The sequence below is a fragment of the Desulfofustis glycolicus DSM 9705 genome, from assembly GCF_900130015.1.
Lineage (GTDB): Bacteria > Desulfobacterota > Desulfobulbia > Desulfobulbales > Desulfocapsaceae > Desulfofustis > Desulfofustis glycolicus.
This window is the reverse complement of the sequence record NZ_FQXS01000001.1, coordinates 90,310-116,870: the sequence shown is the minus strand read 5'-3', so window position 1 is coordinate 116,870 and position 26,561 is coordinate 90,310. Positions and strand designations below refer to the sequence as shown.

Below are 26,561 nucleotides of genomic sequence, written 5' to 3'. Positions count from 1 at the left end.
TGAGCAGCGGTACGTATTGTCGGTCGATTTTCAAAATGTGGTTTTGCAGCCAGTCCATCAGGTCGCCTGCTGCCGCGTCCGCTGGCGATGATGGAGCGGGCTCGCGCCGGGCCCCTCGGTCTGCTTGATCTTGAAGACCGAAATCATCTCCTTCAGCTTTGCCGACAGGCTGGTGAGATTTTCGGCGCTGCCGCGCATGGTCTGGCTCTTCAGGTGCATATCGTCGGCATAAGTTCGCACATCGGAGATGTCTCTGGCGATCTCCAGTGAGACCTGGGAACTCTGTGACACGTTTTCGTTGACTTCCTGCAATCCTTTGGCCGCCTGCTCGATATTGCCGGCAACCTCTTCGGCGCTTGCCGATTGCTGCTCGATGGCCGCGACGATCTCGTCAATGACGGTTTTGACCTGGCCGAAGACCTCGGCGACCTTGTCGACATCGTCAACCGTCGTATTGGTCAGGGACTGGATCTCTGAGATTTTCTGGCGGATGTTGCCGGTCGCAGATGTCGTCTGGCTGGCCAGTTCCTTGATCTCCCCGGCTACCACGGCAAACCCTTTCCCCGCATCTCCGGCCCGGGCCGCCTCGATGGTAGCGTTGAGGGCCAGCAGGTTGGTCTGGTCGGCAATCTCGGTGATGGCCTCGGTGATCTGCGAGATCTCTTCGGCGGCTTTTCCGAGCAGTTCTACCCGCTGGGTGGTTTCGTTTATCTGTGTTGCCGCATGATCCGAAACAGTGCTCGCCTGATCGCAATTGCGGCGCACGTCGGCCAGGCTGTTTTGCATCAGGGACGCGGAACCGGTCACCATGCCGACATTGGTGGCGATCTGCTCGCTGGCGGCGGCCACTGAGTTCATGTTGGAACTCATCTCTTCCGAGGCAACGGCAACCGTGTTCGATCGTCCGGTCAGGTTTTCCGCGGTATCGGCCAGTTGGCCGGATACCGAGAGCAGTTCGTAGGAGGCGGTGGTAACAGTTTCCGAGTTTCTGCTGATATCGACGACGATGGCATTGAGCTTGTCGAGAAACTGGTTGAACCAGCCCGCCAGGATACCGATCTCGTCTTTGCTCTGGACCGGGATTCGTTTGGTCAGATCACCCTCGCCGACGGCGATGTCCTCCATGTTCTTCGAGATCGCGTTGAGTGGCGCGATGACCGTTCGGTTGATGAAGAAGATGAGAACCAGCAGCAGTGCCAGGAAACAGCCGAACAGGCCGGCGAACAGTTTGGCCATCAGACCGCGCAACGCGTAGATGTCCTTCATTACCAGATCGGTCTTCATTCCGAGCAGGTAGAGGCCGACCGGCTGGCCGGAGAAATCGGTGAAGGAACCCTTGAAGCTGAGGTATTCGTCGGTGATCAGGTAGTCGTTGTCGAGGATGCGTGGCAACACGCCCTCCTGATTGATGAAGGTGTTGAATTCCTCGTCGATATTGCCCTGGTTGAGCAGGAAGGCGCCGGTCTTCTGCTTGTCCTTGAGACCGGGAGCAATGGCGACATCCTTGGCGTCCATGAAATAGAGAAAGTCGATGCCATAGGGTTTCAGGGTCATCTTGATCGAGTTGAGCCCGCCCTCGAAGTTGGCGATGCCGAGAAAGGTTTCCCCGTCACGGATCGGAAATAGTCCTTTGAGGCGCAGCCCCTTGGGTGATATTTCCATCGCCACTAGCGATTTGCCGCTGCCCTTGATCAGCGGATAGCCCTGCGAGTGTGACAATTGCTCGCCAAACCGGTCTTTGTCCCACGATTTGTAAAAAGAGTGCAGATCTTTGTCGATCAGGTGAATCGCCACGTTGCGAAACGTGGTATTTTCTTTGAATACGGCACCCAATCCACTGAGCACTCGGTCTGCCTGATCCCGGTCGCCGGAGGCCAGCGCCGAAATGATCTGCTGGTTGCCGGCAATCTGCAAGGCGTTGGTCTGCCAGACATCCTTCTTGGCGTCCATGGCCACGTCGAAGTTATGCTGGGCCATGGCCACCGCTTCGGTGATCCGTTTCTGTTTCTCGTGATTATAATAGTAGAAGGTTATTGCCGCGCTGGCGGTAAAACTGATGACGATGCCGATGGCACTGATGGCCAGTAACTTTCCTTTCAGTTTCATGTTGCCTCTCTCCGGTTGTCAGGCAGGTCAGGTTTGAATCACCGGTTTGGCGAGTCCGCTCTGCCACCACCGGCATTCAATGGCAATAAACACTAGAATGGTATGCCGTTTCGTCGCTATCTGTCAAGGCGTGGGGGGGAGGCGCTCTCTGTTTCCCTCGCCTGAAGGCAATCAGGCACAGAGCGCTTCTATTCGATTCCGGCCGTTCTCTTTGGCCCGGTAGAGGGCTTCATCTGCCCGGGTGATGAAGTTATCGAGGCTGATGGACGTGCAATCAGTCAGCGTGCAGACACCGAGGCTGATTGTAACTGTTGCGGAGACCGGCGAAGCCTCATGGGGAATTGCCAGACGCTCGACGTTGATGCGAATGCGTTCAGCGATTTCACAGGCGGCCTCGTGCGAGGCGTTGCTGAGGATGGCCATAAACTCTTCGCCGCCATAGCGGGCAACAAAGTCGGAAGATCTGTGCAGTGAGTCGGAGAGCGTCCGGGCAACTTTTTTCAGACAGTCGTCACCAGCCGGATGCCCATAGGTATCATTATAATTTTTGAAGCAATCAATATCTAAAATGATCAATGACAGGGCAAAGTTGTTGCGGGCAGCCAAGTCGAATTCATGTTTGAGATATTCATCGAGTTTGCGGCGGTTGGCTATGCCGGTTAAGCCATCCTGATTGGACAGCGCTTCCAGTTGTCGGGTTCGTTCTTCGACCTTGTTTTCGAGGGTGATATTGACGGTCTCCAGTTCGGCATTGGTGGAGTGAAGATCAGCCAGATATCTTCGGATCTGGGCCAGCATTTTGCTGAAAATGAGAGTGAGGCGGCCAATCTCGTCGCCTCGTTCGGTGGTAATCTGGACATCATACTGTCCATCGATCACCTTTTCGGTGGCGTTGATCAGGTTGTTTATCGGTCTGAGCAGTATCTTGCTGTACCACATGGATATGCACACCGCAAAGATGAGGATGCAGAGGGCGGTGAATGCTAACCGAAGCTTCATGCGTTCGATAGGTGCTACCAATTCATCGATGTATACGCCACTGCAAAGGTAGTAATCCAACGGTTCGAAATATTTATAGATAACGATTTTTTCCCGCGCAGCTGGTTCTCCGGGGTTCTTCCACGGATAGATGATGGTCCCGTTCTTTCGTTTAATAATCTCTTGGATGAAATGATTCCCCTGGGAGTCGACTGAATCGTAAATGCTCGTTCCTTCGAGTTTCGGATGGACGATGAGTTCTCCCTGAGAATTCAACATGTACATATATCCGGTCTCACCGAGCTCAATAGCCAGAATCTTGCTTTTGAAATCATCGATATTGATCAGTGAGGTAAATTCCGACTTGTATGAGGTGACGGAGATAATCGCATCCCACTTGTCGAAATATGTCATATAGAGCGCTTTCTCTCGGGGCTCGGAATCGGTGGGATTTTTCCACGAGTACTCCATGTATCCGTCTTTTCGTTTTATTTGCTCCTTGATAAAGGCATATTCCGAGATATCAGAGCCTTTCAGAAGCGGATGAATCTTGAGGATGCCGTTTGAGTCGATGACATACGTGTAACCGGTCGTCCCGACGACCTGACTGAGGAAAATTTTTTCAATTTCCGTCCAGGCCGCGTCCCGAGAGATGTCTCCTGATTCGACGCGGGAGAAAAACATCTCCATCACGTTTTTGTTTTGTTCGGCGATTGCCCGCAGATGGTTTCTGATTGACGAGTTGACCGCGGATTCGATCAGGTTGTAGGTCGAATCGGTCAAGGTCTGGAGGTTGACCATGACCAGGTCGGTATTAAGCCTTTTGGTGATTCGGTAGCTGATAACACCGACAAGACAGATGCAGAGCACACACAGGGAGATGAGCAGGAGAAGAATCTGTGTGGAAAAACCGATCTGTCGTTTCATGGCACCACGGGTTCATTTGAAGAGCGACGGTTGGTATACCAAACCGATATCGTTATGAGGCTAGCGTAATTGCCTAAGATTGGCAAGATGATGATGGGCTGATACCTCAGTTCTTCCGGTCAGGCCTTTTATTCAAAGGGGGGCATTGGTTGAGAGATAATTCCCTGGTATGCTCCACCTGAGCACGAGGCATTTACAGCTTGCAGCCCAAAATTGCTTGAGATTATATCATCAGGCAATCTCAGCCTACCTCAGATGCTGCAGTTTTTAATGACAACCTTTATCTTGTTGTGATGAAATGTGAAAGATAACGAATTTTTGATGAATGAGAGGAGAGAAATGTTATTACAGAAATTGAATGATCAGGCTAATGTAATGATATTTTCTGGTATTTTGAGATAAACCGCTGCTTCTTAATCAAACCTTAATGTTTACAATGTAGTATTAAGCACAACTCTTCACGTCTTTGACTTCCAACCGCTATTAGACGAACCGGCCACCGGAGGGTGCATGATGGGGTGCCAATCGAATTTCAGCCTTGGCAAATATATCATCACGGTCTCTGAATATGGCGCATTAGCCTGGACGACAAATGCCACTTTTGGCAGAACGAGGAGCGGGAGCTGCTCTGTTGTCGGCAACATTCTCATTCTCCTGTCCTGTGAAGAAAAGGCACTCGGGTATTTGAGATTGGAGTTCCAGCGAAATCAAATGAAACTTCCGGTCTGGGATTTTTCCAGGTATTACTGCCTGTCTCTTGACCTCAATTCGACCGGGAAGCGAAATAACTCCACGGAAGCTTGCATAGAGGATCTTGCCCTGAACTATGATCACCGCCCGCCCGCGTATGAAGAGCCGGGCCTGTATCGCCTCGATCGATATGAAATTTGTGTCGATCCATACGGAGGCATCAGCTGGACCACCATCGATGGATCGGGAAAAGCGGCGAGAGGCTCAGCTGCGATTGATTCCGGTATTCTTCTTCTCAAGCCGAAGCATGATATAATTGATACTGGCCCCGCCAGATTGTTTTATTCAAAACTTCGATCAATGCCGTCATGGCAGCGAACCGATTTATGGGGGTATGAGGCGTCACTGCGGTCCTGTGCGGCAAGGTCGCGGGGTAGTGCTGGGAGTGCAAGAGCGATTTTGGGGCGACTTTTTTCGAGAAGAACCGTCTTTTAAAACATGATCGAAACTATGGTGATCGTGCGACAAGCCGGGGCCATACCCGAGTAAAGAAAGCCTTTAATTTTCGCTAAGGAGATGGACGTAATGAAAGGAAATGATACTCTTGTCGTCTGGGACCCGTTTATCCGCGTCTTCCATTGGAGCCTGGTGCTGCTCTTCATAGCAGCCTATGCGACAGGCGATGACGATAGTTCTGCCCACCGCTATGTCGGCTACCTGCTCTTGATTCTGATTTCGCTTCGCATACTCTGGGGATTTATCGGCTCCACGCATGCCCGATTTAGCGATTTCGCCTACTCTCCCCGGGCTGCCCTCCTCTATCTGAAAGACCTAATTACCGGAAAACCAAAATATTATAGAGGGCACAACCCTGCTAGCTCGTGGATGGTCTATCTCTTCATAATTCACATTGTGGTTCTCGGCATTACCGGGTATGCCGCTTTTTCCGCAAAGCAACACAAACCATTGGCGGCGATAGAAACGAATTTTTCTCTGGTTGCAAACGCTTATGCCGATGATGACGATTTTGCCGATAGGGATAAGCGGCATGGAGGACACAAGAGAAATCATGCCAACTCGGAAAACGATGCCGATGATCGTGATACAATCTGGGAGGATATTCATGAAGGGGCAGCGTATTCAATGCTATTTCTGGTTTTCCTCCATGTGGCAGGAGCAATTGCATCAAGCATACGGCACGGGGAAAATCTGATTTTATCGATGGTCAACGGAAAAAAACGGTCATTCGAGGCGAGATAAATGGAAATCTCGAAGACGGCGAATGAACGTTTTTCTCCGTTGGTGATGGGCCGGCGAGCAAGGCTGGAGCCGGATTGCCTATCATATAAGTATGTCTGCTGAATCGAAAACATCTCCGCTCTTTGCTAGACTTCAGTGGCCATCTGAGCCATAATTGTAGCAGTACCCAGGCCATGTTACAATACCCTCTGCCTGTCAGGGAGAGCGGGCAGCACACGGCTGGAGGATGCAACGGCGGGAATGCGGCACTTGCCATCAATCGCTTGAGCGATCAGGAAATGCGCCGTTCGATCCTTCGGCTTAAGCGGGACGTGAGGACGCAATGCGTGGCACGGCAGGATTGTTCCATTTCAATCAGAATGCGCTCAAGCATCGGTTTTTTCCGTTTCTGCTCTGGGTGCCATTTGTAGATCGTCGGACACTGAAGGCCGATCTGATCGCCGGTTTTACCTGCGCCGTCGTCGCCCTGCCACAGGGCGTGGCTTTTGCTGTCATCGCAGGCATGCCGCCGGAATACGGGTTGTATGCCAGCATGGTGCCGGCGATTGTTGCGGCCCTGTTTGGTTCTTCGTGGCTGCTGGTTTCCGGGCCGACGACCGCGGCATCGCTGGTGCTGTTTTCCTCCCTGAGTCTCTACGCCGAACCGGGCACGCCGGAATATGTGCAACTGGCCCTGGCCGTTACCCTGATGGTTGGCCTGATCCAGTTGAGCATGGGGCTGGTCCGTTTCGGTTCGTTGGTCAATTTCATCTCTCACTCGGTGATTGTCGGCTTCACTGCCGGTGCGGCTATTCTGATCATGGCCAGCCAGGCCAAGCATTTCTTCGGGATTTCCTACCAGAATTCCGGTGATTTCGGGACGATCGTCAAATATTTTTTATTCCATGTCAAGGAAATACAGTTGCCGGTCGTGGCCGTCGGTTTGGTGACTTTGGTGACAGGGATTACCTGCAGGAAAATACGGCCGTCACTCCCGTACATGTTGATTTCCATGCTTGCCGGCAGCCTGACGGCGCTGTTGATCAATACGCTGATCGGTCTGGAGCGCAGCGGCATTGCCATGGTTGGGGCGCTGCCTGCCATCCTGCCGCCGCTGTCGCTGCCCGACATTACACTGGAGAATATTCGGCGCTTGACACCGACTGCCTTTGCCCTGGCTCTTTTCGCTTTGACCGAGGCGATTTCCATCGCTCGATCTTTGGCCGACAAGACGGACCGTGAGCTCGATGGCAATCAGGAGTTCATCGGGCAGGGATTGTCCAATATTGTCGGCAGCTTCTTCAGCGGTTACGTGGCTACGGGGTCCTTCAATCGCAGCGGCATGAATTACGAGGCGGGTGCCAAAACCCCGCTTGCCGCCGTTTTTTCCGGAGTGTTGTTGGTACCTGCCGTGTTACTGCTTGCCCCGCTTACTGCCTATCTGCCGAAAGCCGTTCTGGCGGGGATTCTATTCCTGGTTGCCTGGCGTCTGATCGATCTCGCCCACATCATCAAGATCGTCAAGACCAGCTTGACTGAAACGGTGATTCTGGTAACCACCTTTCTCGCTACTTTATTGCTCGAACTGCAATTTGCCATTCTGCTTGGTATCCTGGTCTCGCTGGCCATCTATCTGAACCGTACCTCGCATCCCCATATCAGGGTCCGTGTACCCGATCCCCGTCAGGAATCACGTTCTTTCGTTAGCGACCCTCTCTTGCTCGAATGCCCCCAATTGAAGATTGTCCGTATCGACGGGTCGCTCTATTTTGGAGCTGTCACCCATGTCCGGGCCACCGTGCACGAGATGCTGGCTCGGTGTCCGGGGCAGAAACACCTACTCATTATCGGGAGCGGCGTCAATTTCATCGATATGGCCGGGGCTGAATTGCTTTCCCATTTGGCCCATGAGCGCAAGGCTGCCGGCGGCGCCCTGTACTTCTACGACATGAAAGAAGATATCTGTAGCCATTTCAAGTTCCTCGATTACCTGCTCGACATCGGTCTCGACAATGTCTTCGTTTCCAAGAAGGAGGCGATAGCTACTATTTTCAGCAATTTGGATCACTCAATCTGCAAAACCTGCACCGCAAAAATCTTTCTGGAATGTCGTAATAGTGCGTTTGGCTTGCAATCGGCTCAAGAAAATTTGGCGTGTTCGACCATGGTAACCAGTAATCACATGGCCGGGAGCCTCTCGTAAAAGCGCCGACCGGTTCGGATTCTTGCCTGATAATCAACGACTCGGTCGTAATTCGCCTCGCTGATTCCGTTCCTCTGCTGCAATCCGGCCATCAACAAATCAGGTATCCGCCGGGCGGAATAGGTTGCCGATCATCGTCACGGTGATGACCAGCAGGGTGGAAATACCGATCATCATAATTCCCAGCGCCGATAGCCTGCCCCACAGGCCGTCCTCGGAAAAGCGCAGGATCTGCACGGCCAGCACCTCGGTTCCCGGGCGGGACAATACCACCGACAGTGAGAGTTCACGGACGAACATGGTGGCCATCAAGACCCAACCGGAGACGATGCCGGGGATCAGGAGCGGGATGACGATGCGGCGCAGAGTGGTCAGGTAGGAGGCGCCGGAGACCAGGGATGATTCTTCGAGATGGTTGTGAATCTGCACGAAGGCGCTGGACAGCGGACGGATGCCGTAGGGCAGATAGGTGGCGATATAGCCGATCAGCAGGGCCCAGATGGTCGCGTAAAGCGGCGTGCGGACGAAGAACCACATGAACCCGACGCCGATAACGATGCCGGGGAAGGAAAACGACAGGAAACTGAGCGACTCCAGCACGCCGGCGGCCCTAGTACGTACCTTGACGATCACATAGGCGACGAAGATCGACAGGACGATGCCGATGGTCGCCCCGAAGACTCCGAGAAACAGGCTGTTTTTCAGGGAGAGGAGCGAGATCGGATCGTTGAGCACGTCGACCCAGTGTTTCAGGCTCATCATCGAAAACGCTCGGGCGCTCGGCACCATCGAGTAGGGTACCAGCGAGGTGTAGACAAGGACCACCACCGGCAATACGATCAGGATGAACGACAGGATGCCGAGGATGATAAAGAGCGGGATCTTGGAGCGGTAGAGCTTGATGATCGTCGGCTTGTAGCCGCGTCCGGCGATGGTCACGAACCGTTCACCGGCCGAGGTGAGATGGCGGTAGAGGTAGATCAGTACGATCGAGGTGAGCAGCACGCTCATACCCACCGCGGCGGCCTTGCCGTAATCGGCCGCGAAACCGGTAGAGACCATCTGGTAGAGATGGGTGGCCAGGACGTAGATGCGGCCGGGCATGCCGATCACCGACGGTACGGCAAAGGACGCCAGGCCGCGGATTACGCAGAGGATGAAGGCGGCGAGAATGGCCGGCCGCAGAACCGGCAGGGTGATGCGGAAGATAGTTTTGGCCGTCGAGGCGCCACAGACCCGTGATGATTCTTCCAGGGAGGCGTCAAAGGCGGCCATGGCCGGAGCGATGATCAGATAGGCGATGGGCAGGTCGAGCAGACCCTCGACCATGATCATGCCGGGCAGGGAGTAGATGTTGAACGGGGCACTGTCCAGGAAGAACAGCTCCTTGAGCACCAGGTTGAGAATGCCGTTGGACGGGTTGAGCAGTAGGGCCCAACTCACCGAGAACAGGATATGCGGGATCATCATCGGGATGATCGAGATGATACCGAAGATGAATTTGCAGGGAATATCGGTGCGGATATTGAGATAGGCGAGAAAGAGCGCCAGGGTGGTGGCGGTGATCGCCGCACCGACCACGAAAATTACAGTATTCCAGATGACTTCCAGCAGTGCCGGATCCGAATAGGCGGAGGCGTATTTGGCCAACGTGAAGGTGCCGGTGGCCGTTAGACCCTCGGAGAGACTGCCGAACCCGAGCATGACCACCGGGCAGACAGTGAGGAATCCGACCAGGGCGATGAGCAGATACGTCAGATTGGTGTGTTTTCCAGACATTGCGACCCGCTATTTGGCGACGAGCAGGCAATGCTCGGGGCGAACCTGAAAACCGACTTCATCGCCGGCGGCCAATGATGTTTCCGGCTCGATTCGGGCCAGCAGGAGCTGCTCGCCAACACGGAACTCTCCCTCGAAAGCGTCGCCGACGAAGACCAACGAGACGATGGTTCCGTTGACGACGTTGGTCCCTTCATGTTCCCCCTTGGCCAGTGAGATGAATTCGGGGCGCAGGCAGAGGGTGACGGCGGCGTCGATCGGAAAATCGCCCTTTCTGCAGGCCAGCCGGCCGATGTCGGAATCGACGATCGTCGCATCGGTGGTCTGTTGCCTGACCACCGCTTTGACCAGGTTGGCCCGGCCGATAAAGTCGGCGACGAACTCGCTTTCCGCATCGAAATAGATCTTCTTCGGCGAGCCGATTTCGATGATCGAGCCGGCCCGCATTACCGCGATGGTGTCGGACAAGGCGAGCGCTTCGACGCGGTCGTGGGTCACGTAGACGGCGGTGATCTGCAGGTCGTTGAGAAAGCTCTTCAGCTCCTTGCGGGTCTCCTCGCGGAGTTTGGCGTCCAGGTTGCTCAGCGGCTCATCGAACAGGATGACTTTCGGTTGGGCCACCAGTGCCCGGGCCAGTGCGACGCGCTGCTGCTGGCCGCCTGAAAGTCTGGTGGCGGGGCGTTTCTCGTAACCTTCGAGCTGGACGAAGGCCAGGGTTTCGGCGACCCGGTGGCGAATCTCCTCTTTGGGCACCTTCCGGTTCTGCAGCGGGTAGGCAACATTGTCAAAAACGTTCATGTGCGGCCAGATCGCATAGGTCTGAAAGACCATCCCCAGCCCCCGTTTCTCAGTGGGCAGGTTGATGCCCTGCCGGGAAGAGTAGACGATTGTGTCGCCGATCCTGATCTCCCCGGCGTCTGGGTTTTCGAGGCCGACTATGGCGCGCAGCAGCGTCGTTTTGCCGCATCCGGAAGGGCCGAGCAGCGTGAAGATCAGGTTGGCCGGGATGGTCAGGTCAACATCGTCCAGGGCCTTGATGATCCTGCCTTCGGAAGCGTAGTGCTTCCGAAGGCCTGTTATCTGAATTTCCATGCGTTTGGGGGGTTATCGAAGGGCAAAAATCTTCTTGAATTCCTCTCCCCAGGTCGCGATTTCGTCATCGGAGAGTTCGCGGATCGGGATTACCTGGGCCTGGTCCATGCCGTCAATTGGCGGGAAGACACCGGGCGTCAGCACATACTCACCGACTTTGGTGGCCAGCAGGCTCATGGCGTCCTTGGACAGCCAGTAATCCATGAATTTTTTCGCCGCTTCGGGATGGGGGGCCTTGCTGGAAATGCCCATCGCCCGGGGGGTGCCCATCAGGGGCTGGTTCTCGACCCGGGCCCAATCCAGCGGGGCCGGGGCTTTGGTAACGATGTATTTGGGCATGGAGATGCCGATCTGTTTCTCGCCGCTTTCGATCGGTGCCGGGGTCGGGCCAAAGGATGCAACGAGCATCGGGTTGTTGGCCGCCAGGCCCTTGAGAAAATCACGCCACTCAGCCTCGGAGGCGAAGACGTGCTCTTTCAGTCCGATCAGCCAGCCGATGGTGGTGGCGTGGCTGGCCGGATTGGCCATAACGATCTTATCCTTCCATTTTGGGTCGGCCAGATCCTGGTAGCGTTTGGGCACGTCTTCGGGGTTGACCAGTTCCGTATTGTAGATGAGGCCGACATACTCGATACCGAAGAGCTGGATGCCGTTCTTGTTGGCCCAATCCGGATAGGCGGCCGCCTCGGGCGAGACGTAATCGGAAATGACGCCTTTGTCTTTGAGCATCTCCAGGACCGGCAGCGGTGCCTGAATAACATCGGCCATTAGTTTGCCCGCTTCAAACTCGGTAAAAACGGTGGAGAGAAACTTGGCCGTGGAAATCCGGGTGTATTCGCCTTTGATCCCGGTTGCCGCGGTGAAGGCCTCCATGATCGGTTCAACGGCGGTGATGTTGGCGTAAAAGGCGACCGTGTCATCGGCGGCCGCTGCTCCATCTGTCCATACCATTCCGACGGCCAGAACAACCGCCGCACAACAAGTGAACCATCTCCGTACCCTGTTCATGACGCTTCCTCCTTGCCCACTGATTGATAGAGAAAAGCCCGCTGCCGACGATATTGCGGGCAGTGTTTGCAATCGCGTATCTCTCATTTATTCTATCAAACTAATAGATACAACTGCAATCGCAACATTGCCATCGCAAGATTAACAGCGGGGAACGACCCGTCTATTAAATGGCTCTTTAGTGCGTTAGGTGCAGTCGGTCCTGGCTGAAACGACGGGATCTGCCTGGCAGCCTTCGAGCGGACTGATCGTTGGGACAGTTGCCGGTGCCTGTCCAATCTCTTCTTGACGACTACCACATTGTGGCATAAATTGACCTTAATAGCATCGATTGGGTGTTGATGCAGAAAACCAAACCTGATGCAAAACAGGGACGGAAAACAACAGATCTTCCTGAGATAGCCGGGTTCAGGCGGCTAACGTGGCGTTTGTCCTGAGAAAGGCGCCGTTTGTGCTAACTATTCATACCCGATGGCGAGACAGCTCCGGCGATGATCGATGTATAGCTTGGGCTCGTGATTTCCGTGACACCACTGTTCCATATGCTCAAGGAGTATCCGTGAATTTTCTCAGTAATGAGGGTGATGCGCATGTGAGAGATGCCTGGACCGAACAAACTTGGGAGAGACTGGTAAAGTTGAAAAACAAGTATGACCAGAATAACCTCTTCAGACTAAATCAAAATATCCCACCTGCTTGAAGTCATAACATGCCGGTGGGAAGCCGCAACGACATAGAGGTATGAATCATGCGTATAGCAAAAGAAGACGTACCGGTTATGATTGATGTGCCAGGTGCTAAAGCCCGACAGCAGACTGATTTCGGCGACGTTTCCGCATACGGAAAGATGGGAGCCGAGTATTTCTCCTTTGGATCTGGCACCGACATCACAGAGTTGCTTCATGGACTCGAAGGAGATAGGTGCCAGTGTCCGCATTGGGGGTATGTCATAAAAGGAGCGATCACCGCTTTGTATGATGGTGGGGAGCAGGAGACTTCTCATACGGGCGATCTGTTCTATTGGCCCCCCGGCCACAGCGTCAGGGCGGAAGAGGATACCGATATTGTAATGTTCAGCCCGCAGAAGGAACACAGCGAGGTTATTCAGCACATTCTGCGAAAAGTCAAAAGCTGATCAGCTCGTAGCTCAATAAGAGCAGGGAGTATATCGGTCGAGTCAGGCGGCGGGACAGAGCTGCGATCAGCGGCTAGTAGAGGTCGTTGAGGGCGACGCCGATGCCGACGGTGTTCTGGTACCAGTTGTAATCGATCAAACTCTCACCGTAGCCGCTGAAAAGTTGGACATAGCCGCGCAGCGGCCCGATGATCGGCGGGGTCACCCAGGAGATCTCGGCGGCCCCCTTTCCGCTGGCCAGGCTTCCGCCAACCTTCAGGGACAGGCTGTGCCCGTTGATACGATACAGTGCGGTGAGGTCGCCGTAGCCGTAATAATCGGTGATATCTGGGTTTTCGTCTTCGTTATTCTCCGGGATGCGATACCAGAGCCGGCCAAACAGGCCGAGATTCCCCCGTTCAACACCGCCTTCGACAAAGAGCCGATCCCAGCTGCGCGACAAAATACCGGATCGGCCGTTGGACTGGTGGTTGTAGCCGGCGTTGAGCAGGTTCCAATCGAAACCGGCAAACGACAGCCCCGGTCGATAGCTGAAGAACAACTCCGGCATGTAGTTGGTTTCGCGAAACGGCCGCGACTGCTCATCGTTGTAAACCTGCCAGTGACTCTGTTGGGTGTAGGCCAGCCACAGGCCAAGCTGCCGGTCATTGCTTGCCCAGAGCCGGGTTTTGAAACTGATCTGCAGCTTGGCCTCGACCGCATCCAGGCCGGAGCTGTCCCCGAAGTCATCGAATAGTGATGAATAAGGTGTTTCATTGCTGCTCGAGGTATAACGGCCGAGCAGCGCGTAGTTGCGCTGATGGGTGGTGATCAGGGTGCGGCTGCTGTCGGCGTCGAAAGCCCAGACGGTATCGATCATCGACGGCGTGCGAGCCTCTTCGTAGGCGGGAGCGCCGCTCTTATCAGCCGTCTCGTCAGGCGTTGTCGCCTGATCCGGGAGGTTCAGACGGTCGGCGGTGCTGCCGGCTACCGGTTCATCTGTGTCGCGGCCGCTGGCCCGGTCGTAGCAGGCCAGTCGTTCGAGAGAATCGGCTATCTGGTGGCAATGGATCAGGGGTGAGGGGGGGGCCGCCAAGGCGGCAGCGGTTGCTGGCACGGTGGTCAATGCCAGAACGAACAAAACGGCCCGGGTGCGGCGGTATATTGGTGGCATGGATGATAGCACGACTGTCTGATAGATAGCGTTGGTGGTGCGGAGGCCGGCAGATACCACCAGCCTGGTCTGATACCGTTATGCCTCTGTATAAGCCTAATCTAGCCGATTAGTCGTGTTGCAACAACGATTACCTGAAGATGCCTGAGGGAAGGAGGCTATTGTTTTTTCCCCTAAAGCCTGCCGGCGATGTGAAACCGTCGTTCCAGATAGTGGGACAAGCGTACCACGCTATAGGTCATTATCAGGTAGATCAGGCCGATCACCAGATAAATTTCAAAAGCACGGAAACTCCGAGTGTAGACAAGTTGTCCAACGCGGGTCAGCTCGGTAATGGCGAGAACCGACACCAGTGATGTCTCCTTGAGCAGACTGGCAAAGATATTCATCAGGGGTGGAATGGCAACGGTGAGCGCCTGGGGAAGGATAATATAGGCGAGCGTTTGCAGCCAGTTGAGTCCCAGCGCGGCGGCGGCGTCTCGCTGGCCGATATTCACCGCCAGCAGAGCACCGCGAATCACTTCGGAGATATAGGCACCGCCATTCAGCCCAAGTCCGAGTATCGCTGCCTGGAAGCTGGTCAGGGTCAGACCGAGGGTTGGCAAACCGTAGTAGATGAAAAAGAGCTGGATGAGCAGCGGTGTCCCTCGAAAAAGTTCGACATAGGGAGCCAGCAGGCAGTACCATCGCCCGGGCCGGGAGCGAAGAATACCGACCACGAATCCAAGGATGGCGGCCAAGCAGAAAGACAGGATTGCTATGTTCAGGGTCACCAGGGCACCTTCCCAGATGGAAGGTAACGCCCTGGCGACGATGTCGAATCGGAAATCGGGCACGTGCAAAAGGACAGGATAGAGTTATTGCACCTTGAGCCAGGTGTCGTGGATCTGCTCGTAGGTCCCGTTCTCTTTTATTCGTACCAGTGCCTGGTTTACCTGGTCGGTCAACGTGTCGGCCCCCAGTGGCAGCACGATGACGATTTCCGCTTTGGCCAGCGGCTCACCAACCACCTTGAACGACGGATCGGTCTTCATTTGCTGAACCGCGTAAGCGTACCCGACCAGCACCGCGTCAAGACGGTTGAATTTGAGATCGGTGAAAGCTTCAGGATTGTAATTGTAGCGTTTGATTTCACCGAAGTGCTCCTGCATTGAGTCGGCGAGCTGTTCGCTGCCTGAGCCGACTTGTACGCCAACTGTTTTTCCCCGCAGATCGTCGCGACTGCTGATTGCCTGTTCATCTTTGCGCACCACGATGACGTCGGGTAGCTCATAGTAAACATCGCTGAAATTAACGTTTTCGCCGCGCGTCTCTGATTTTGACATGCAGGTGATCAGCATATCGAAATCGCCTTTTTTCAAACCCGCCAACAGTCCCTGCCACTCAGCATCGACAAATACGGCTTCGACCCCGAGTTCCCGAGCCAGCGCTTTGCCGAGATCGACGTCGAATCCCTCGAATTGGCCGGTGGTCTCGTTTTTTGACTCGAATGGCGGATATTGCGCACAAAAGCCGACCTTCATTTTGCCGGTGGTCTTGACCGCCTCGAGGGATGCATCGGCGAGACTTGTCTCGATGGTACCGAACAGAAGCGAGAAGGCGATAATCATTACGATAAACGGAGTTTTCATGTTCATGGCAGTGTGTTCCTCATGTTTTCGTTGGTCTCGAATGTCGTTTCGGTGTGCAGCGCAAGAAAAGGGATATCGATTCGGACTGATTGCAGCAGTTCGGCCAGTAAATCCATAAAGACTCCCCGACCGTCGATCGTTGCCAGGTTACGACACGGGTCATGTCGAAAAAGATGACTGCAGACGTCTCCGCCTGCCAGACCGACGCAAGTCTTTTCGATCCCGCAATTGGGACTGCCATCCATGCCGGCGACGCCGACAAACGAGTACCCGGCGCGGTGGAAAGCCTGGATTTGGAGCATCGTTGGCTCGAGGAGATTTCGACAAAAGGAATGGAATGCCGGGTGATCGTATTGTTCTTTGCTCATCCCCCAGCGATTGACTCCGAGATAGCAGGTTTCCGGGCAGGGGAGTTGTATGATCCCGACACCCTCGGCCAGAGACGGTGAGACGGCGTCGATATAAGCACCGGCAACATCAGCCAGCGGATAGATCTTGGCATTGCTGTTGAGCAGGCAATGACAGACCAGCAGAATGCGTTTTTTTCGTTTCATCTTGTTCGTCTTCGTTTGGAGAGTCTTTATAGGTCAGGTTTTTGGGTCATGTTCGCAGAATACAGTACCCTGAAAAGCGCGGATTGGACCGCTAGGTATGGACTGCGTTTCGTTGGTGATGAGCAACGACTATCTATCCCGTTTTCTCCTTTTTGACAAATCGGAAAATATTATGGATCTTGATGCTTCGATTTTTCTCGCAGATAGGTGGGTGGAGAAGGTAGTAGCAGGAAAACTTTGACGTTTCTGTATTACTAGAAATATAGTTGACTGCGAGCAGGTACAGGTGTATCATCGCACCGGAAGTTGAGAACCTGGAAAAAGGAGAGGACCTATGGATCTGGAAATCGCTGCGGCTCGATGTGCGGAGATCGGTAATGTCACCAGGCTCTCCATCCTGCGGCTGCTCGTCAAAGCGGGCCGGAACGGCCTTTCGGTCGGGGAAATCCAGCGACACCTGGGTATTCCCGGATCGACGTTGTCCCACCATCTCCAGCGCCTCGTTCAGGTCGCCCTGATCAGTCAGCGGCGGGCCAGCCGGATGCTGTATTGCGAGCCGCAATACCAGGAAATCAGGGAGCTTGCCGAATTTCTGCTGGCCGAGTGCTGTTCGCTGGAGAACCGTCAGGACGGGTGATAGCGTGCTGGCTCGACCTAAGGGAACCTTGAAAAATTTTCATTTCTCCCAATTCATCGTTGCGCAATCAAATGTCATCCTCGGAATATCATGTACATGCCTGTGGTAAAATTTTTTTGCACGCCTCGATCTTGAACGAAATTCCGTATTTCTCAAGCTCCCCCATAAAACAAGCTGTTTGTGCGCTTTAACATTTCGATAATACTAGAATAATGGGAGATATAATATGGAAAGTGAACAGTTGCTGCCGTTAATCGAAGGAACGGTGCGGTTTTTCCTGGTAACTATGGTGGAGTTGTCAGTGCTCTTTGTTGGTATCAGTTTTCTCGTTGGTGTGATCAACGAATTTCTTCCCCAGGAAAAGGTCCGGCGCTGGTTGTCGGGACGCCGGGGGCGCGGCTATGTGATCGGCTCAATTCTCGTTGGCCTGACGCCGTTTTGCAGCTGTTCGACCATTCCAGTGACCATCGGGTTGCTCAAGGCTCAGGCCGGGTTCGGTCCGACGATGACCTTTCTTTTCACCTCGCCGCTGGTCAACCCGATTATCGTGCCACTGTTTCTCGCTCTGCTCGGTCCGCAGATGACAGCGGTCTATGTAGCTGTAGCGGTGACGATGACCATCACCATCGGTTTTATGCTGCAGCAGGCAGGATTTGCCGTCTATCTCAACCGGGAGATAGTTTACGGTAGCGATCCGCCGGTTGCTGGTTGCACTGCGACATCTTCGTCGGCAGGTGTTGGTTCCGGCCTACCGGCGCTACGGCCGTTGCAGGTGATCAGCACGCTACCCGCCGCGCCTTGCTGCTCCGCAGTTTCAGGTTCAGGTTCAGAAACGGTGCTGAACCAGCGGCGCGGTCAACAAGCCTGCCAGTGACGGCCGGTGGCGCCGCATCTTGATCGGCGCGGTTGGGCAGTTCAAAAGACTGCTGCCTTTTATCCTGTTGGGGGTAGCGATCGGTGCCGTGCTCCACGGCTTCCTGCCGACGGAGTTGGTAACGCGACTGGCCGGTGCCGACAATCCGCTGGCCGTGCCGATTGCGGCGGTGGCCGTTATTCCGCTCTACCTCAGGGTCAGTATGGTGGTGCCGATCGCGGTAATTCTGATTGGCAAGGGTATGAGCGTCGGCGCGGTCGTCGCATTGATCATCGGTGGCGCTGGGGCGAGTCTGCCGGAGGTGGCCATGCTCAAGGGGATTTTTCGCTTACCGCTGCTCCTGGCCTTTCTCGGATCGGTGCTGGCCACAGCTATTGCGGCGGGTCTTCTGGTGCAGGCGGTAATTTCCTAGAGAAGGTACGTGATAACGTTTTTGCCGAGATTCATCGGTGCAGGCCGCGAAACTGCTCCAGACCCTTCTCCGGCAGGCACCGTCGAGCCGTCAGTCGCCCAAAACCTGCTGGACCTTGCCGGTCAGGGTCTTGACGGAAAACGGTTTCTGGATAAATGCCAGGCCCGGGGTGATTATCCCTTTATGGGCGATGACGTTGTCGGTATAGCCGGACATGTAGATCACCCGCAGTGACGGTATCGTTGCCAGCAATTGGTCGTAGAGCTGACGGCCGTTGATCCCGGGCATTACGACATCGGTGAGCAGTAGATCGATCGGTGCGGCACTGTCCCTGGCCGTCTGCAGGGCTTGTTCGCCATTGGCTGCGACCAGGACGGTATACCCGTTGCTTTCCAGAATGGCGGTGGCCAGGGTCCTGACGCCGAGGTCGTCTTCGACCAGGAGGATGGTTCCCGAGCCATGTTGCCGGATCGCCGGTTCTTTTGTCTCCGGCGTTATCACCGGCGGCTCCACGGGAACCGGCAGAAAGACCTTAAACGTTGTTCCTTCCCCCGGCTCGCTGTAGACGAGGACGCTGCCGCCATGCTGCTTGACAATCCCGTAGACGGTGGACAGGCCGAGCCCGGTGCCTTTTCCCTTCTTGGTCGAGAAGAACGGTTCGAAGATATGTTCTTGGATGGACTCGTCCATGCCCGAGCCGTTATCACTGACGCAGAGCAGCACATATCGGCCCGATTCGACGCCCGGATGGGCGGCGGCATAGTCTTCGTCAAGTTCACTCATGGCCGTTTCGAACAGTAGTCGCCCGCCGTGGGGCATCGCGTCGCGAGCGTTGAGGGCCAGGTTCATGATGACCTGCTCGATCTGGCCGACATCGGCCATGATGGTCTGCAGGTCAGGTGCCAGCGAAAAGATGAGTTGGATGTCCTCGGGAATGGAACTGCGCAGCAACCGACCGATTTCCTGAACGGTGTTGTTCAGGTTGACCGGTTTGTACTCCAGGGTCTGTTTCCGGCTGAAGGCGAGCAATTGGTGAACCAGGTCCTTGGCCCGAGTGCCGGCCTGCAGAATCTGCTCGACGGGACGGTAGTTCGGGTCTGCCGGGGTGCTTCTCTGCAGCAGGAGTTCGCTATAGCCGATAACCGGTGATAGCAGGTTGTTCAGGTCATGGGCCACGCCGCCGGCCAGCCGACCGATCGCCTCGACCTTCTGGGCCAGCCGATATTGCTCCTCGATGTGCTCTTTTTCCCGCTCTGTTCGGCGGATATCGGTGATGTCGCGAGCAATCGACAAGATGACGTCATCTCCGTCGATCCGGATCAGCCGGGCGGACATCAAGCCGCGCCTGATGTTACCGGATTTGTCGACGAAGTCGGCTTCCAGATTATCGACAAAACCCTTTACTCTGAGGCCGTCCACGAGGCGCTGCCGATCTTCGGTGCGATGCCAGACGTTCAGTGCCAGCGATGTTCGGCCGATCACCTCGTCCCGGCGATAGCCCATCAGGCGGCAGAACCCTTGGTTGACGTCAAGATAGAGACCATCGGAGACGCGGTTGAGATTGATCGAGTCGGGGCTGGTGTGAAAGGCCAGGCGGAATTTTTTCTCGCTCTGCCGGAGCCGCCGCTGGGCCGCCACATGGTCGGTGATGTCGGTTGAAACGCCGCCGATAGCGATCAACGAGCCATTCTCGTCGAAGAGAGGGAACTTGTCTGAAAGAAATTCGCGAGTGGTATCGGCGAAGACGGCCTGTTCCCGGAACGTGCCCGGGCGTCCCGAGGCGACGACCTGGGCATCGTGCTGCAGGTGTTGCCGGGCGACCTCATCCGGGAAGAGCTCTGCCGGAGTCAGGCCGATGATGTCGTGCTCGCGTTTGTTGACCAGGTCGCTGAAACATTTGTTTGCCAGGAGGTAGCGCCCATCGGCATCCTTGACGTAGATGATGATTGACGTGTTGTCGATGATTGACAGCAGCAGCGAGCCGATTGTCCGTTGACCGGGACCGGGTGACAGGTGCTTCCGGTCATCCTGGCAGAAGCGCCGGTAGGAAAGCAGTTCGGCTTCCAGGATGGCATTTTTCTTGAGCAGCTTGGCAACCTGCGCTTCCAGCGCTGCGATGTGTGCAGACTCAGTCATCGGTTCCTGGGAAAGATTCTTGATTTGAGCGTCGTCAGGCCGCATAATGGCAACAGCGTGACAATAGCTTTGTTGTACACGATTTGCCCGAGCATGGGAAGGAAACGACAGAAAATGGCTGGTTGTCAAAGCCGAGTCCGTCTCGCTCCCGTTTATCAAGAGGTGCCGTTTTTGACAGAAGGTTCCGATTATGAGCATGGGTGATGCACAGCACTACTTATCAGGCTAACGGACCCGTATTGACGAGAATCTACGAGAGCGGCTGTTGGAACCGTTTTCCTCACAAAGGAGGCCGGCATATCCCAAGCCCTTTACTTAGCACCACCAGGGACGCATTCAGTTAGGCAGATCGCCGTTACTTGGCGGCGCCTGATTCAGCGCCATCGTGCCGATCGGTACCACCTGATGGTTCATCGATTCGTTCGCAGATACGGTAAGCGGCCCGGAAGGTGAAATTGCGGGAATGGCGAAACGGCAATTCCGCCCGGAACGGCCGGCAGCGGTACTGCTCCAGTGCCGTGTCGCCGATCATCCCGGCCGGATCATGGACCTGCCAAACGACGAGCAGTTGCGGTGTCAGCCGATAAGGTTGAAGCGGCAGCGACGGTGTAATGACCGTGGACTCCGGAAAAAACAGGCGCATATTGCCACCGATGAACTTGTCCTCGGCGACGATGGTGCCGCCGGTAAAGCCGCTGTCCGCGATAGTTCGAGCCAGGGCCGGGAACGGGTAATTATCCCGGCGCGGACCGTCGGACAGATCGACCAGGAAGATCCGCAGGGGGATCACGGCGGTAACAATAGCCGCGGTCAGAACCGTGATCAGCGCGAAGATCGCGGTTCTCCGTGTCGGAGGCTCGGCCGTTGGGGTGCACATCAGCAGTAGCAGGGGAAAGATAAAAAGGAAGGGTTGCAGCCAACGCTGCTTGATCTGGGTGGTCTCGGTAACCAGGATAACCGCCACGATCAACAGCAGTGCCGCCCCGATAAAGCGGGCCAGCAGGCGGTGCTGTGGGCCCACATGCACCGGACGGCGCGGTTTCAGCAATATCAGGGCGCAGAGCAGAAACGGTCCGATAAAGGCGAGAATGGCCACGGCCAGATCGGCCATTCCTCTGAGGATATTTGAGAGATATGTCCCGTCCTGGTCGAGTTGCATGCGCTGCAACGTCTCCGCCGTTGCCAGCTCCGGATGGTTCAGGAACCAAACCCCGTGCGGAGCGACCAGCAGCGCGGCTGTCAGGATGGCGAGCAGCAGCTGCGGTCGCAGCAGTTTTTCCCGGTACTTGGGGATGGAGACGGCGGAAAAAAGCAGGGCGAGCGGTACGAGCACGAAATTGTATTTGGCCAGGATGCCGCAACCGACCGTCACTCCGAGAAGAATGAAAACCCATGCGCCGCCGCCCCGAAGCAGGAGAATGAGCAGGTAGAGCGTCGCCGCCGCGGCGGTGGTTACCAACACGGAGTGGATCTGGTCGACCTGAGCCTCGCCGACAATCTGCGGCAGCAGCAGCAGCGAGAGCGTGCCGAGAGCGGCGGTCTGCCGGTTGCCGGTAAGGAGCCGGCCGATCCGGTAGGTCAGCAGGTAGACCAGCGCGAGCAGCAGATTTTTCAGCACGGTCAGCGCCAGGATGCCCGGACCGAACAGGGCGAAGAACGCCATCTGGGTCCAGGTGTAGAGCGGTGGCTGGGCGTTGTAGCCGAGGGAGAAGTGCTGGGTGAGCAACAGTTGCTCGCTCTCGTCGATCACCGCACCGGGGGTGGTGATCAGGCGCACCACCACCTGCAGCACAAAATAGCCGATGATAAACAGTACAACGTGCTCCAGCAGCAGTCGACCGGCTCTGGTCAGCATGGTTTCTCCTGGTCGCAACGACCGGCGGAGGTATCGCCGAACGAGAATTTCCGGGTGATGTAGTTGTAGAAGAAGATCAGGCCGATGGTCACCACCTTGGCCGCAACCGGGAAGCCGGCCAGCGGGGTATGGTGCGTGAGCAGGTAGATGATCGCCGTGCCGAGCAGCACGCCGAGTCCGGCGAAACAGAGCGACAGGCCGATCGCCTTTCTCAATGTATTGGTCGGCGTAAAGACGAAGGTGTACTGCAGCGTGAAATTGATCACCATGCCGGTCGCCGCACTGATCGCGTGTGCCGGCGTCGGCGAGATGACGGTGATCAGTGCCAGGTAGAGCAGGAAGTCGACACTGGTGGCGATGACCGAACTGCCGAAGAACTTGACGAGTTTCACCGGTCCTCGTCCTTAATCGAGTAGCTGTCGAGTCGCTCCCGCTCGCGGTTGTAGACGATTAACTCGGCCACCGTGCCGATGACGAAAACCTGGATGCCGGTGCTGATCAGAAAGATCGAAATACTGAACAGCGGGCTCGTGCCGATCGATTCGCCGCCCAGCCAGCGGCCGAAGAACAGGTAGCCGAACAGGGCGGCCCCGAGCCCGGAGAAAAAGGCGGCGACCCAGCCGAACAGGTGCATCGGCCGGTTCAGATAGGTGGTGATGAAAATCACCGTCAGTAAATCGAAAAAGCCGCGGGCGTAGCGCTCCAGGCCGAATTTGGAGACGCCGAAACGGCGCTTGCGGTGATGGATGGCCAACTCTTTGATGCGAAAGCCTTTCTTGTGGGCGAGCAACGGAACGAAGCGGTGCAACTCCCCGTAGAGCCTGATCTCATCTACCACCTGCCTCCGGTAGCATTTGAAGCCGCAATTGTAGTCATTGAGTTTGAGGCCGCTGAGCAGTGACACGACACGGTTGAAGATTGCCGAGGGCACGGTCTTCTCACGCGGATCTTGGCGGTCGATCTTCCAGCCGGAGACGAGGTCGCAGTCGCTGGTCAACTCGTCGAGAAAGCGGGGGATCTCGGCCGGGTCGTCCTGCAGGTCGCCGTCCAGGGTGATGATGATATCGCCGCGAGTCTTGTTGAAGCCGACCTGCAGGGCCGCGGATTTGCCGAAATTGCGGCGCAGTGTCACGTAGTGAGTCCGATCATCACCAGTTGCCAGAGCCCGGATCACGTCGGAACTGCCGTCGCTGCTGCCATCATCGACGAAGATGATCTCGTAGTCGACATCGAGCGGTCCCATGACCGTTCCTATTTCACGGTGGAGCGGCTCCAGGGACGCCTGTTCGTTGAACACCGGAATGACGATGGAGATCATGGCTGCTTCCCGACTGGTTGACGATCTGCCGCACCCGCCGCGGCTCGCGGTGCACGACGGCCGAACCATCGTGCGACGAGCGGTATAATGCCCCGTTTTCACCCCCCGGTCAAGTTCTCTGCGGCAGACAGGGCCCGGCTGAGGGCTACTCAGACGGGCGGCAGATTCGCGTGGCTGTCAAGAGAACCACTCGATTGTCGGGTCTTTCCGGCAACCATCAGGACCGTTGGCCACCGAGCAGGGGCAATTGCCGGTCGATCTTGAAATAGACGAGAAACAGGGCTTCCCCGTCGGTCTGCGTTGGGGTTCGACGCTTGTAGCGGTTGATCAGAGCCGGGTCGCTGCTCTCCCCGGTTTTTTCGAGGAAGAGCCGTTTGCCGTGATAGCCGGGCCCCTGTTCAATGAATAAATAGGTGGCGTAGGGGTTCGATTGCAGATTGGCGTGGGTCAAACGGTCGCGCATGACGAACGCCAGTGTCCCGTCATCGAGGAAATGTGGCCGTGAGTAGATGGCCGCGTCGACCCGACCGTCGCTGTCCGACGTGGCCAGGATGCCGGTGCCGCCGGTATTCTCGAAATAGTCCTGCAATTCCATGATAATCCCGCTCCCTTGCGGTTATTGTCGATTGAACGGTTTGGGAAAGATCCCGTTTACGGAGTGATCTCAACCATGCCCGTCCTCGACCGCATGGGCGAACAGGTCGGCGCCGGCAATGATTTCCAATACGGACGAACTGGTGGCGGCCAGAACCACCGGCGGTGCGGTGTCATGCTCGAGCGCCTCTTGCCAGCGGGCTGCGCAGAGACACCAGCGATCGCCCGGCAGCAGGCCGGGGAAGTTGAATTCCGGCCGGGGGGTGGATAGATCGTTGCCGCTCTCTTTGGAAAAGCTCAAAAATTCTTCGGTAGCAACCACGCAGACACCGTGTACTCCAACGTCTTCCGGTCCAGTGCGGCACGATCCGTCACGGTGGAATCCGGTCAGCGGCTCAATGCCGCATACCTGCAGCGGCATTCCCAAAACATTCTTCTCGGTGGTCATGGTGTCGGGTCATCCTGTGGTTTCTGTTGATGAGAGTAGGGCTCAACTGTTCCAAGACTGTAAGCAAAAGAATAAACCATGCAAGTGGAAATCATTCTTATTTCCGTGTACCAGGAGCTTCATTGGACAGCTCATGTTCAACAGTCTTGCCGAATAAGGCTTTGGGTAGCGCCGTCGGGACACTGGAAGAGCGTTGAAGTGGCGAAGCATTCTTTCCGAGAAGCGGCCGGTCCGTTTCTGGTAAAAAACGGGGACCTCGGTTCTTGGTCGTTTCGGTGCCGGAGTCCCCGTCTGTGCGGTGGTTCGGCTAACGGTTCGTCATGTCCTGCCCACAGCATTGCAACGGCACGGAACAGCTCTCCTCTGCTCCCGGCTTGCACGTACAGGGTTTGGCGACTCGTAATTCCAATCCGCATTTTTCACAGACAAACACGTCTCCTTCTTTCATTTCACAACAATTGGTCATAATGGAACTCCTTAATCAGTGGTTTGATCTTTGCTTCAGGCAATTTCTGCAAATGCCTTCCACGAGAACTTCAATCCGATCTACCTCTCCGGCAAACGTTTTATGCAGGTTATCCGCGTCGATAGAGAGACTGTCGGGATTGAGACAGATGACAGCGCCACACCGGCTGCAGCAGAAATGGGGGTGCGGAGCATGGTACTTGTTCGGTGCCAGGCCGAAATGGGCGGCCCTGCCGCCGCTGCTGATCCGCTCGAGCACCCGGTGTCGCACGAGTAGGTCGAGAATCCGGTAAACGGTTACCCGATTGATGGGGTGGAACCGCCCGATGGTTGCAAAAACCTCGGCGGCGGTAAGCGGTGCATCGTTGCCACCGATCACCGCCAGAACTTGAAGCCGGTTGGCAGTCGGTTCAACCCCGGCCTTCTCGAGCAGATTCTGGTAATTGCAGTGCGCACACATCAGCAGGATTACCTGTCGTTGCCGTCGATAGCGTGAGCCCTGAGCCAGCGCTGTCGCCGTTGTCTTAAGATCACCTGATCGACCAGCATCGAAAGCAGAAACCCCGTCGCTGCGACCAGGATAATAGCCGCTCCGGAGGTCAGATCGTAGTGATATGCCCCCCACAACCCCCCGGTAATGAAGAGCATGCCGAGACCGCAGGAAACCGCCATCATCTGCAGCATCGACGATGTGTATTTTTCGGCGATCGAAGGCGGAATGGTCATCAGCGCGATGACCAGGATTAGACCGACGACCTGGACTACAACGACGACGGTTACCGCGACACTGCCGATCAGCAGATAGTAGAGGGCCTGCACCGGGACGCCCTGGACTTGGGCGAATTCCTCGTCGTAGGACATGACCAGCAGGTCCTTGAAAAAGAAGAAGACCAGGGCGAGCACGCCGCCGCCGAGCAGCGCCATGGAGATGAGCTCGGAGCGGGGCACGGACATGATGCTGCCGAACAGATAGCTCATCAGATCGACGTTGTAGCCCGGTGTAAAGTCAAGCAGCAGAATGCCGGTAGCCATGCCGATCGCCCACATTACCCCGATGATCGTGTCCGCCCGCTGTCTCATGGACCGGGAGACCGCGGCCATGATCAGGGCCGCAGCCAGCGCGAAGATCGTGGTGCAGACCATGTAGGGCCAGCCGAAGAAAAACGCGAGCCCGATGCCACCGTAGGCGCTGTGGGCGATGCCGCCGGACAGGAAAACGAGCCGGTTGACCACAACCAGCGTGCCGATGACGCCGCAGATGACGCTGGCCAGCAGGCCGGCCAGCAGGGCGTTGCGCATAAACTCGAAGTGCAGGGCGTCAATCAAG

At 55.9% G+C, this 26,561-nt stretch carries 25 protein-coding genes and 1 riboswitch; of the genes, 8 read left to right on the top strand and 17 right to left on the bottom strand.

Annotation, left to right across the window (positions count from 1 at the left end):
- Positions 1-57: 57 nt before the first annotated feature.
- Together BUC26_RS00560 and BUC26_RS00555 are read right to left on the bottom strand one after the other, a co-directional pair.
- Positions 58-2,106, bottom strand: a complete 2,049-nt coding sequence (locus BUC26_RS00560) for a methyl-accepting chemotaxis protein (protein WP_073372882.1) — start codon at positions 2,104-2,106, stop codon at positions 58-60.
- Positions 2,107-2,277: 171 nt separating this feature from the next.
- A complete protein-coding gene (locus BUC26_RS00555; RefSeq protein ID WP_073372881.1) occupies positions 2,278-4,011 on the bottom strand; it encodes a diguanylate cyclase in 1,734 nt (577 codons plus the stop codon).
- Positions 4,012-4,521: 510 nt separating this feature from the next.
- On the opposite strand from BUC26_RS00555, the gene BUC26_RS22855 reads away from it, so the two are divergent.
- The 3 genes from BUC26_RS22855 (at position 4,522) to BUC26_RS00535 (ending at position 8,143) form a co-directional block, all read left to right on the top strand.
- The gene (locus BUC26_RS22855; protein WP_143165865.1) at positions 4,522-5,196 is read left to right on the top strand and encodes a hypothetical protein; all 675 of its coding nucleotides are present in this window, start codon (positions 4,522-4,524) and stop codon (positions 5,194-5,196) included.
- Positions 5,197-5,286: 90 nt separating this feature from the next.
- Positions 5,287-5,961 (top strand): cytochrome b/b6 domain-containing protein, encoded by a 675-nt coding sequence (locus tag BUC26_RS00540; RefSeq protein ID WP_073373192.1) that lies wholly within the window; start codon positions 5,287-5,289, stop codon positions 5,959-5,961.
- A 322-nt stretch (positions 5,962-6,283) separates the two neighbouring features.
- Entirely contained in the window at positions 6,284-8,143 is a 1,860-nt protein-coding gene (locus tag BUC26_RS00535; RefSeq protein WP_073372878.1) for a SulP family inorganic anion transporter, read from the top strand.
- Positions 8,144-8,242: 99 nt separating this feature from the next.
- Here BUC26_RS00535 and BUC26_RS00530 read toward each other — a convergent pair whose 3' ends face one another.
- From BUC26_RS00530 to BUC26_RS00520, 3 genes are read right to left on the bottom strand one after another with little or no spacing between them, the layout of a single operon-like run.
- Complete coding sequence (locus BUC26_RS00530) at positions 8,243-9,922, bottom strand: ABC transporter permease (protein ID WP_073372877.1); 1,680 nt, start codon at positions 9,920-9,922, stop codon at positions 8,243-8,245.
- A gap of 9 nt (positions 9,923-9,931) precedes the next feature.
- Entirely contained in the window at positions 9,932-11,014 is a 1,083-nt protein-coding gene (locus BUC26_RS00525) for an ABC transporter ATP-binding protein (protein ID WP_073372876.1), read from the bottom strand.
- 12 nt (positions 11,015-11,026) lie between these two features.
- Positions 11,027-12,022: an ABC transporter substrate-binding protein gene (locus BUC26_RS00520; RefSeq protein ID WP_084540354.1), complete on the bottom strand. Its 996-nt coding sequence runs from the start codon at positions 12,020-12,022 to the stop codon at positions 11,027-11,029.
- A gap of 340 nt (positions 12,023-12,362) precedes the next feature.
- A riboswitch (cyclic di-GMP riboswitch) is annotated at positions 12,363-12,437 on the top strand.
- A gap of 6 nt (positions 12,438-12,443) precedes the next feature.
- On the opposite strand from BUC26_RS00520, the gene BUC26_RS24475 reads away from it, so the two are divergent.
- Together BUC26_RS24475 and BUC26_RS00510 are read left to right on the top strand one after the other, a co-directional pair.
- The gene (locus tag BUC26_RS24475) at positions 12,444-12,722 is read left to right on the top strand and encodes a BBE domain-containing protein (protein ID WP_084540353.1); all 279 of its coding nucleotides are present in this window, start codon (positions 12,444-12,446) and stop codon (positions 12,720-12,722) included.
- 48 nt (positions 12,723-12,770) lie between these two features.
- Positions 12,771-13,157, top strand: coding sequence for a cupin domain-containing protein (locus BUC26_RS00510; RefSeq protein ID WP_073372875.1), 387 nt, complete (start codon positions 12,771-12,773; stop codon positions 13,155-13,157).
- Between the two features lie 73 nt (positions 13,158-13,230).
- Here the strand turns inward: BUC26_RS00510 and BUC26_RS00505 are convergent, their stop codons facing one another.
- From BUC26_RS00505 to BUC26_RS00490, 4 genes are all read right to left on the bottom strand, one after another.
- On the bottom strand, positions 13,231-14,310 hold the full coding sequence (locus tag BUC26_RS00505; protein WP_073373189.1) for a phospholipase A: 1,080 nt from the start codon (positions 14,308-14,310) through the stop codon (positions 13,231-13,233).
- 173 nt (positions 14,311-14,483) lie between these two features.
- Positions 14,484-15,146: an amino acid ABC transporter permease gene (locus tag BUC26_RS00500; RefSeq protein WP_073372874.1), complete on the bottom strand. Its 663-nt coding sequence runs from the start codon at positions 15,144-15,146 to the stop codon at positions 14,484-14,486.
- A gap of 21 nt (positions 15,147-15,167) precedes the next feature.
- Complete coding sequence (locus BUC26_RS00495) at positions 15,168-15,947, bottom strand: ABC transporter substrate-binding protein (RefSeq protein WP_073372873.1); 780 nt, start codon at positions 15,945-15,947, stop codon at positions 15,168-15,170.
- Positions 15,944-16,495 carry a CD3072 family TudS-related putative desulfidase gene (locus tag BUC26_RS00490; protein ID WP_073372872.1) on the bottom strand — a complete coding sequence of 184 codons (552 nt, stop codon included), beginning with the start codon at positions 16,493-16,495 and terminating at the stop codon, positions 15,944-15,946. Before BUC26_RS00490 ends, BUC26_RS00495 begins: the two co-directional genes overlap by 4 nt.
- Positions 16,496-16,829: 334 nt before the next feature.
- Between BUC26_RS00490 and BUC26_RS00485 the strand changes: the two genes are divergently transcribed.
- From BUC26_RS00485 to BUC26_RS22600, 3 genes are all read left to right on the top strand, one after another.
- A complete protein-coding gene (locus BUC26_RS00485; protein WP_073372871.1) occupies positions 16,830-17,132 on the top strand; it encodes an ArsR/SmtB family transcription factor in 303 nt (100 codons plus the stop codon).
- A gap of 226 nt (positions 17,133-17,358) precedes the next feature.
- A complete protein-coding gene (locus tag BUC26_RS22605) occupies positions 17,359-18,006 on the top strand; it encodes a permease (protein WP_084540352.1) in 648 nt (215 codons plus the stop codon).
- A 19-nt stretch (positions 18,007-18,025) separates the two neighbouring features.
- On the top strand, positions 18,026-18,418 hold the full coding sequence (locus BUC26_RS22600) for a permease (protein ID WP_208609669.1): 393 nt from the start codon (positions 18,026-18,028) through the stop codon (positions 18,416-18,418).
- Positions 18,419-18,508: 90 nt separating this feature from the next.
- Here BUC26_RS22600 and BUC26_RS00475 read toward each other — a convergent pair whose 3' ends face one another.
- The 8 genes from BUC26_RS00475 to BUC26_RS00440 all read right to left on the bottom strand — a co-directional run bounded on the left by BUC26_RS00475 (position 18,509) and on the right by BUC26_RS00440 (position 26,560).
- Positions 18,509-20,554, bottom strand: a complete 2,046-nt coding sequence (locus BUC26_RS00475) for a PAS domain S-box protein (protein ID WP_073372870.1) — start codon at positions 20,552-20,554, stop codon at positions 18,509-18,511.
- Positions 20,555-20,909: 355 nt separating this feature from the next.
- Positions 20,910-22,409 (bottom strand): glycosyltransferase family 39 protein, encoded by a 1,500-nt coding sequence (locus BUC26_RS00470; RefSeq protein ID WP_073372869.1) that lies wholly within the window; start codon positions 22,407-22,409, stop codon positions 20,910-20,912.
- Positions 22,403-22,801: a GtrA family protein gene (locus BUC26_RS00465; RefSeq protein ID WP_073372868.1), complete on the bottom strand. Its 399-nt coding sequence runs from the start codon at positions 22,799-22,801 to the stop codon at positions 22,403-22,405. Before BUC26_RS00465 ends, BUC26_RS00470 begins: the two co-directional genes overlap by 7 nt.
- Entirely contained in the window at positions 22,798-23,727 is a 930-nt protein-coding gene (locus tag BUC26_RS00460) for a glycosyltransferase family 2 protein (protein ID WP_073372867.1), read from the bottom strand. Before BUC26_RS00460 ends, BUC26_RS00465 begins: the two co-directional genes overlap by 4 nt.
- Positions 23,728-23,944: 217 nt before the next feature.
- Positions 23,945-24,322: a pyridoxamine 5'-phosphate oxidase family protein gene (locus tag BUC26_RS00455; RefSeq protein WP_073372866.1), complete on the bottom strand. Its 378-nt coding sequence runs from the start codon at positions 24,320-24,322 to the stop codon at positions 23,945-23,947.
- 69 nt (positions 24,323-24,391) lie between these two features.
- Positions 24,392-24,769, bottom strand: coding sequence for a DUF2237 family protein (locus tag BUC26_RS00450; protein ID WP_073372865.1), 378 nt, complete (start codon positions 24,767-24,769; stop codon positions 24,392-24,394).
- 481 nt (positions 24,770-25,250) lie between these two features.
- Positions 25,251-25,694 carry a Fur family transcriptional regulator gene (locus BUC26_RS00445; protein ID WP_073372864.1) on the bottom strand — a complete coding sequence of 148 codons (444 nt, stop codon included), beginning with the start codon at positions 25,692-25,694 and terminating at the stop codon, positions 25,251-25,253.
- An 8-nt stretch (positions 25,695-25,702) separates the two neighbouring features.
- The gene (locus BUC26_RS00440) at positions 25,703-26,560 is read right to left on the bottom strand and encodes a metal ABC transporter permease (protein WP_073372863.1); all 858 of its coding nucleotides are present in this window, start codon (positions 26,558-26,560) and stop codon (positions 25,703-25,705) included.
- Between the last annotated feature and the right edge of the window lies 1 nt (position 26,561).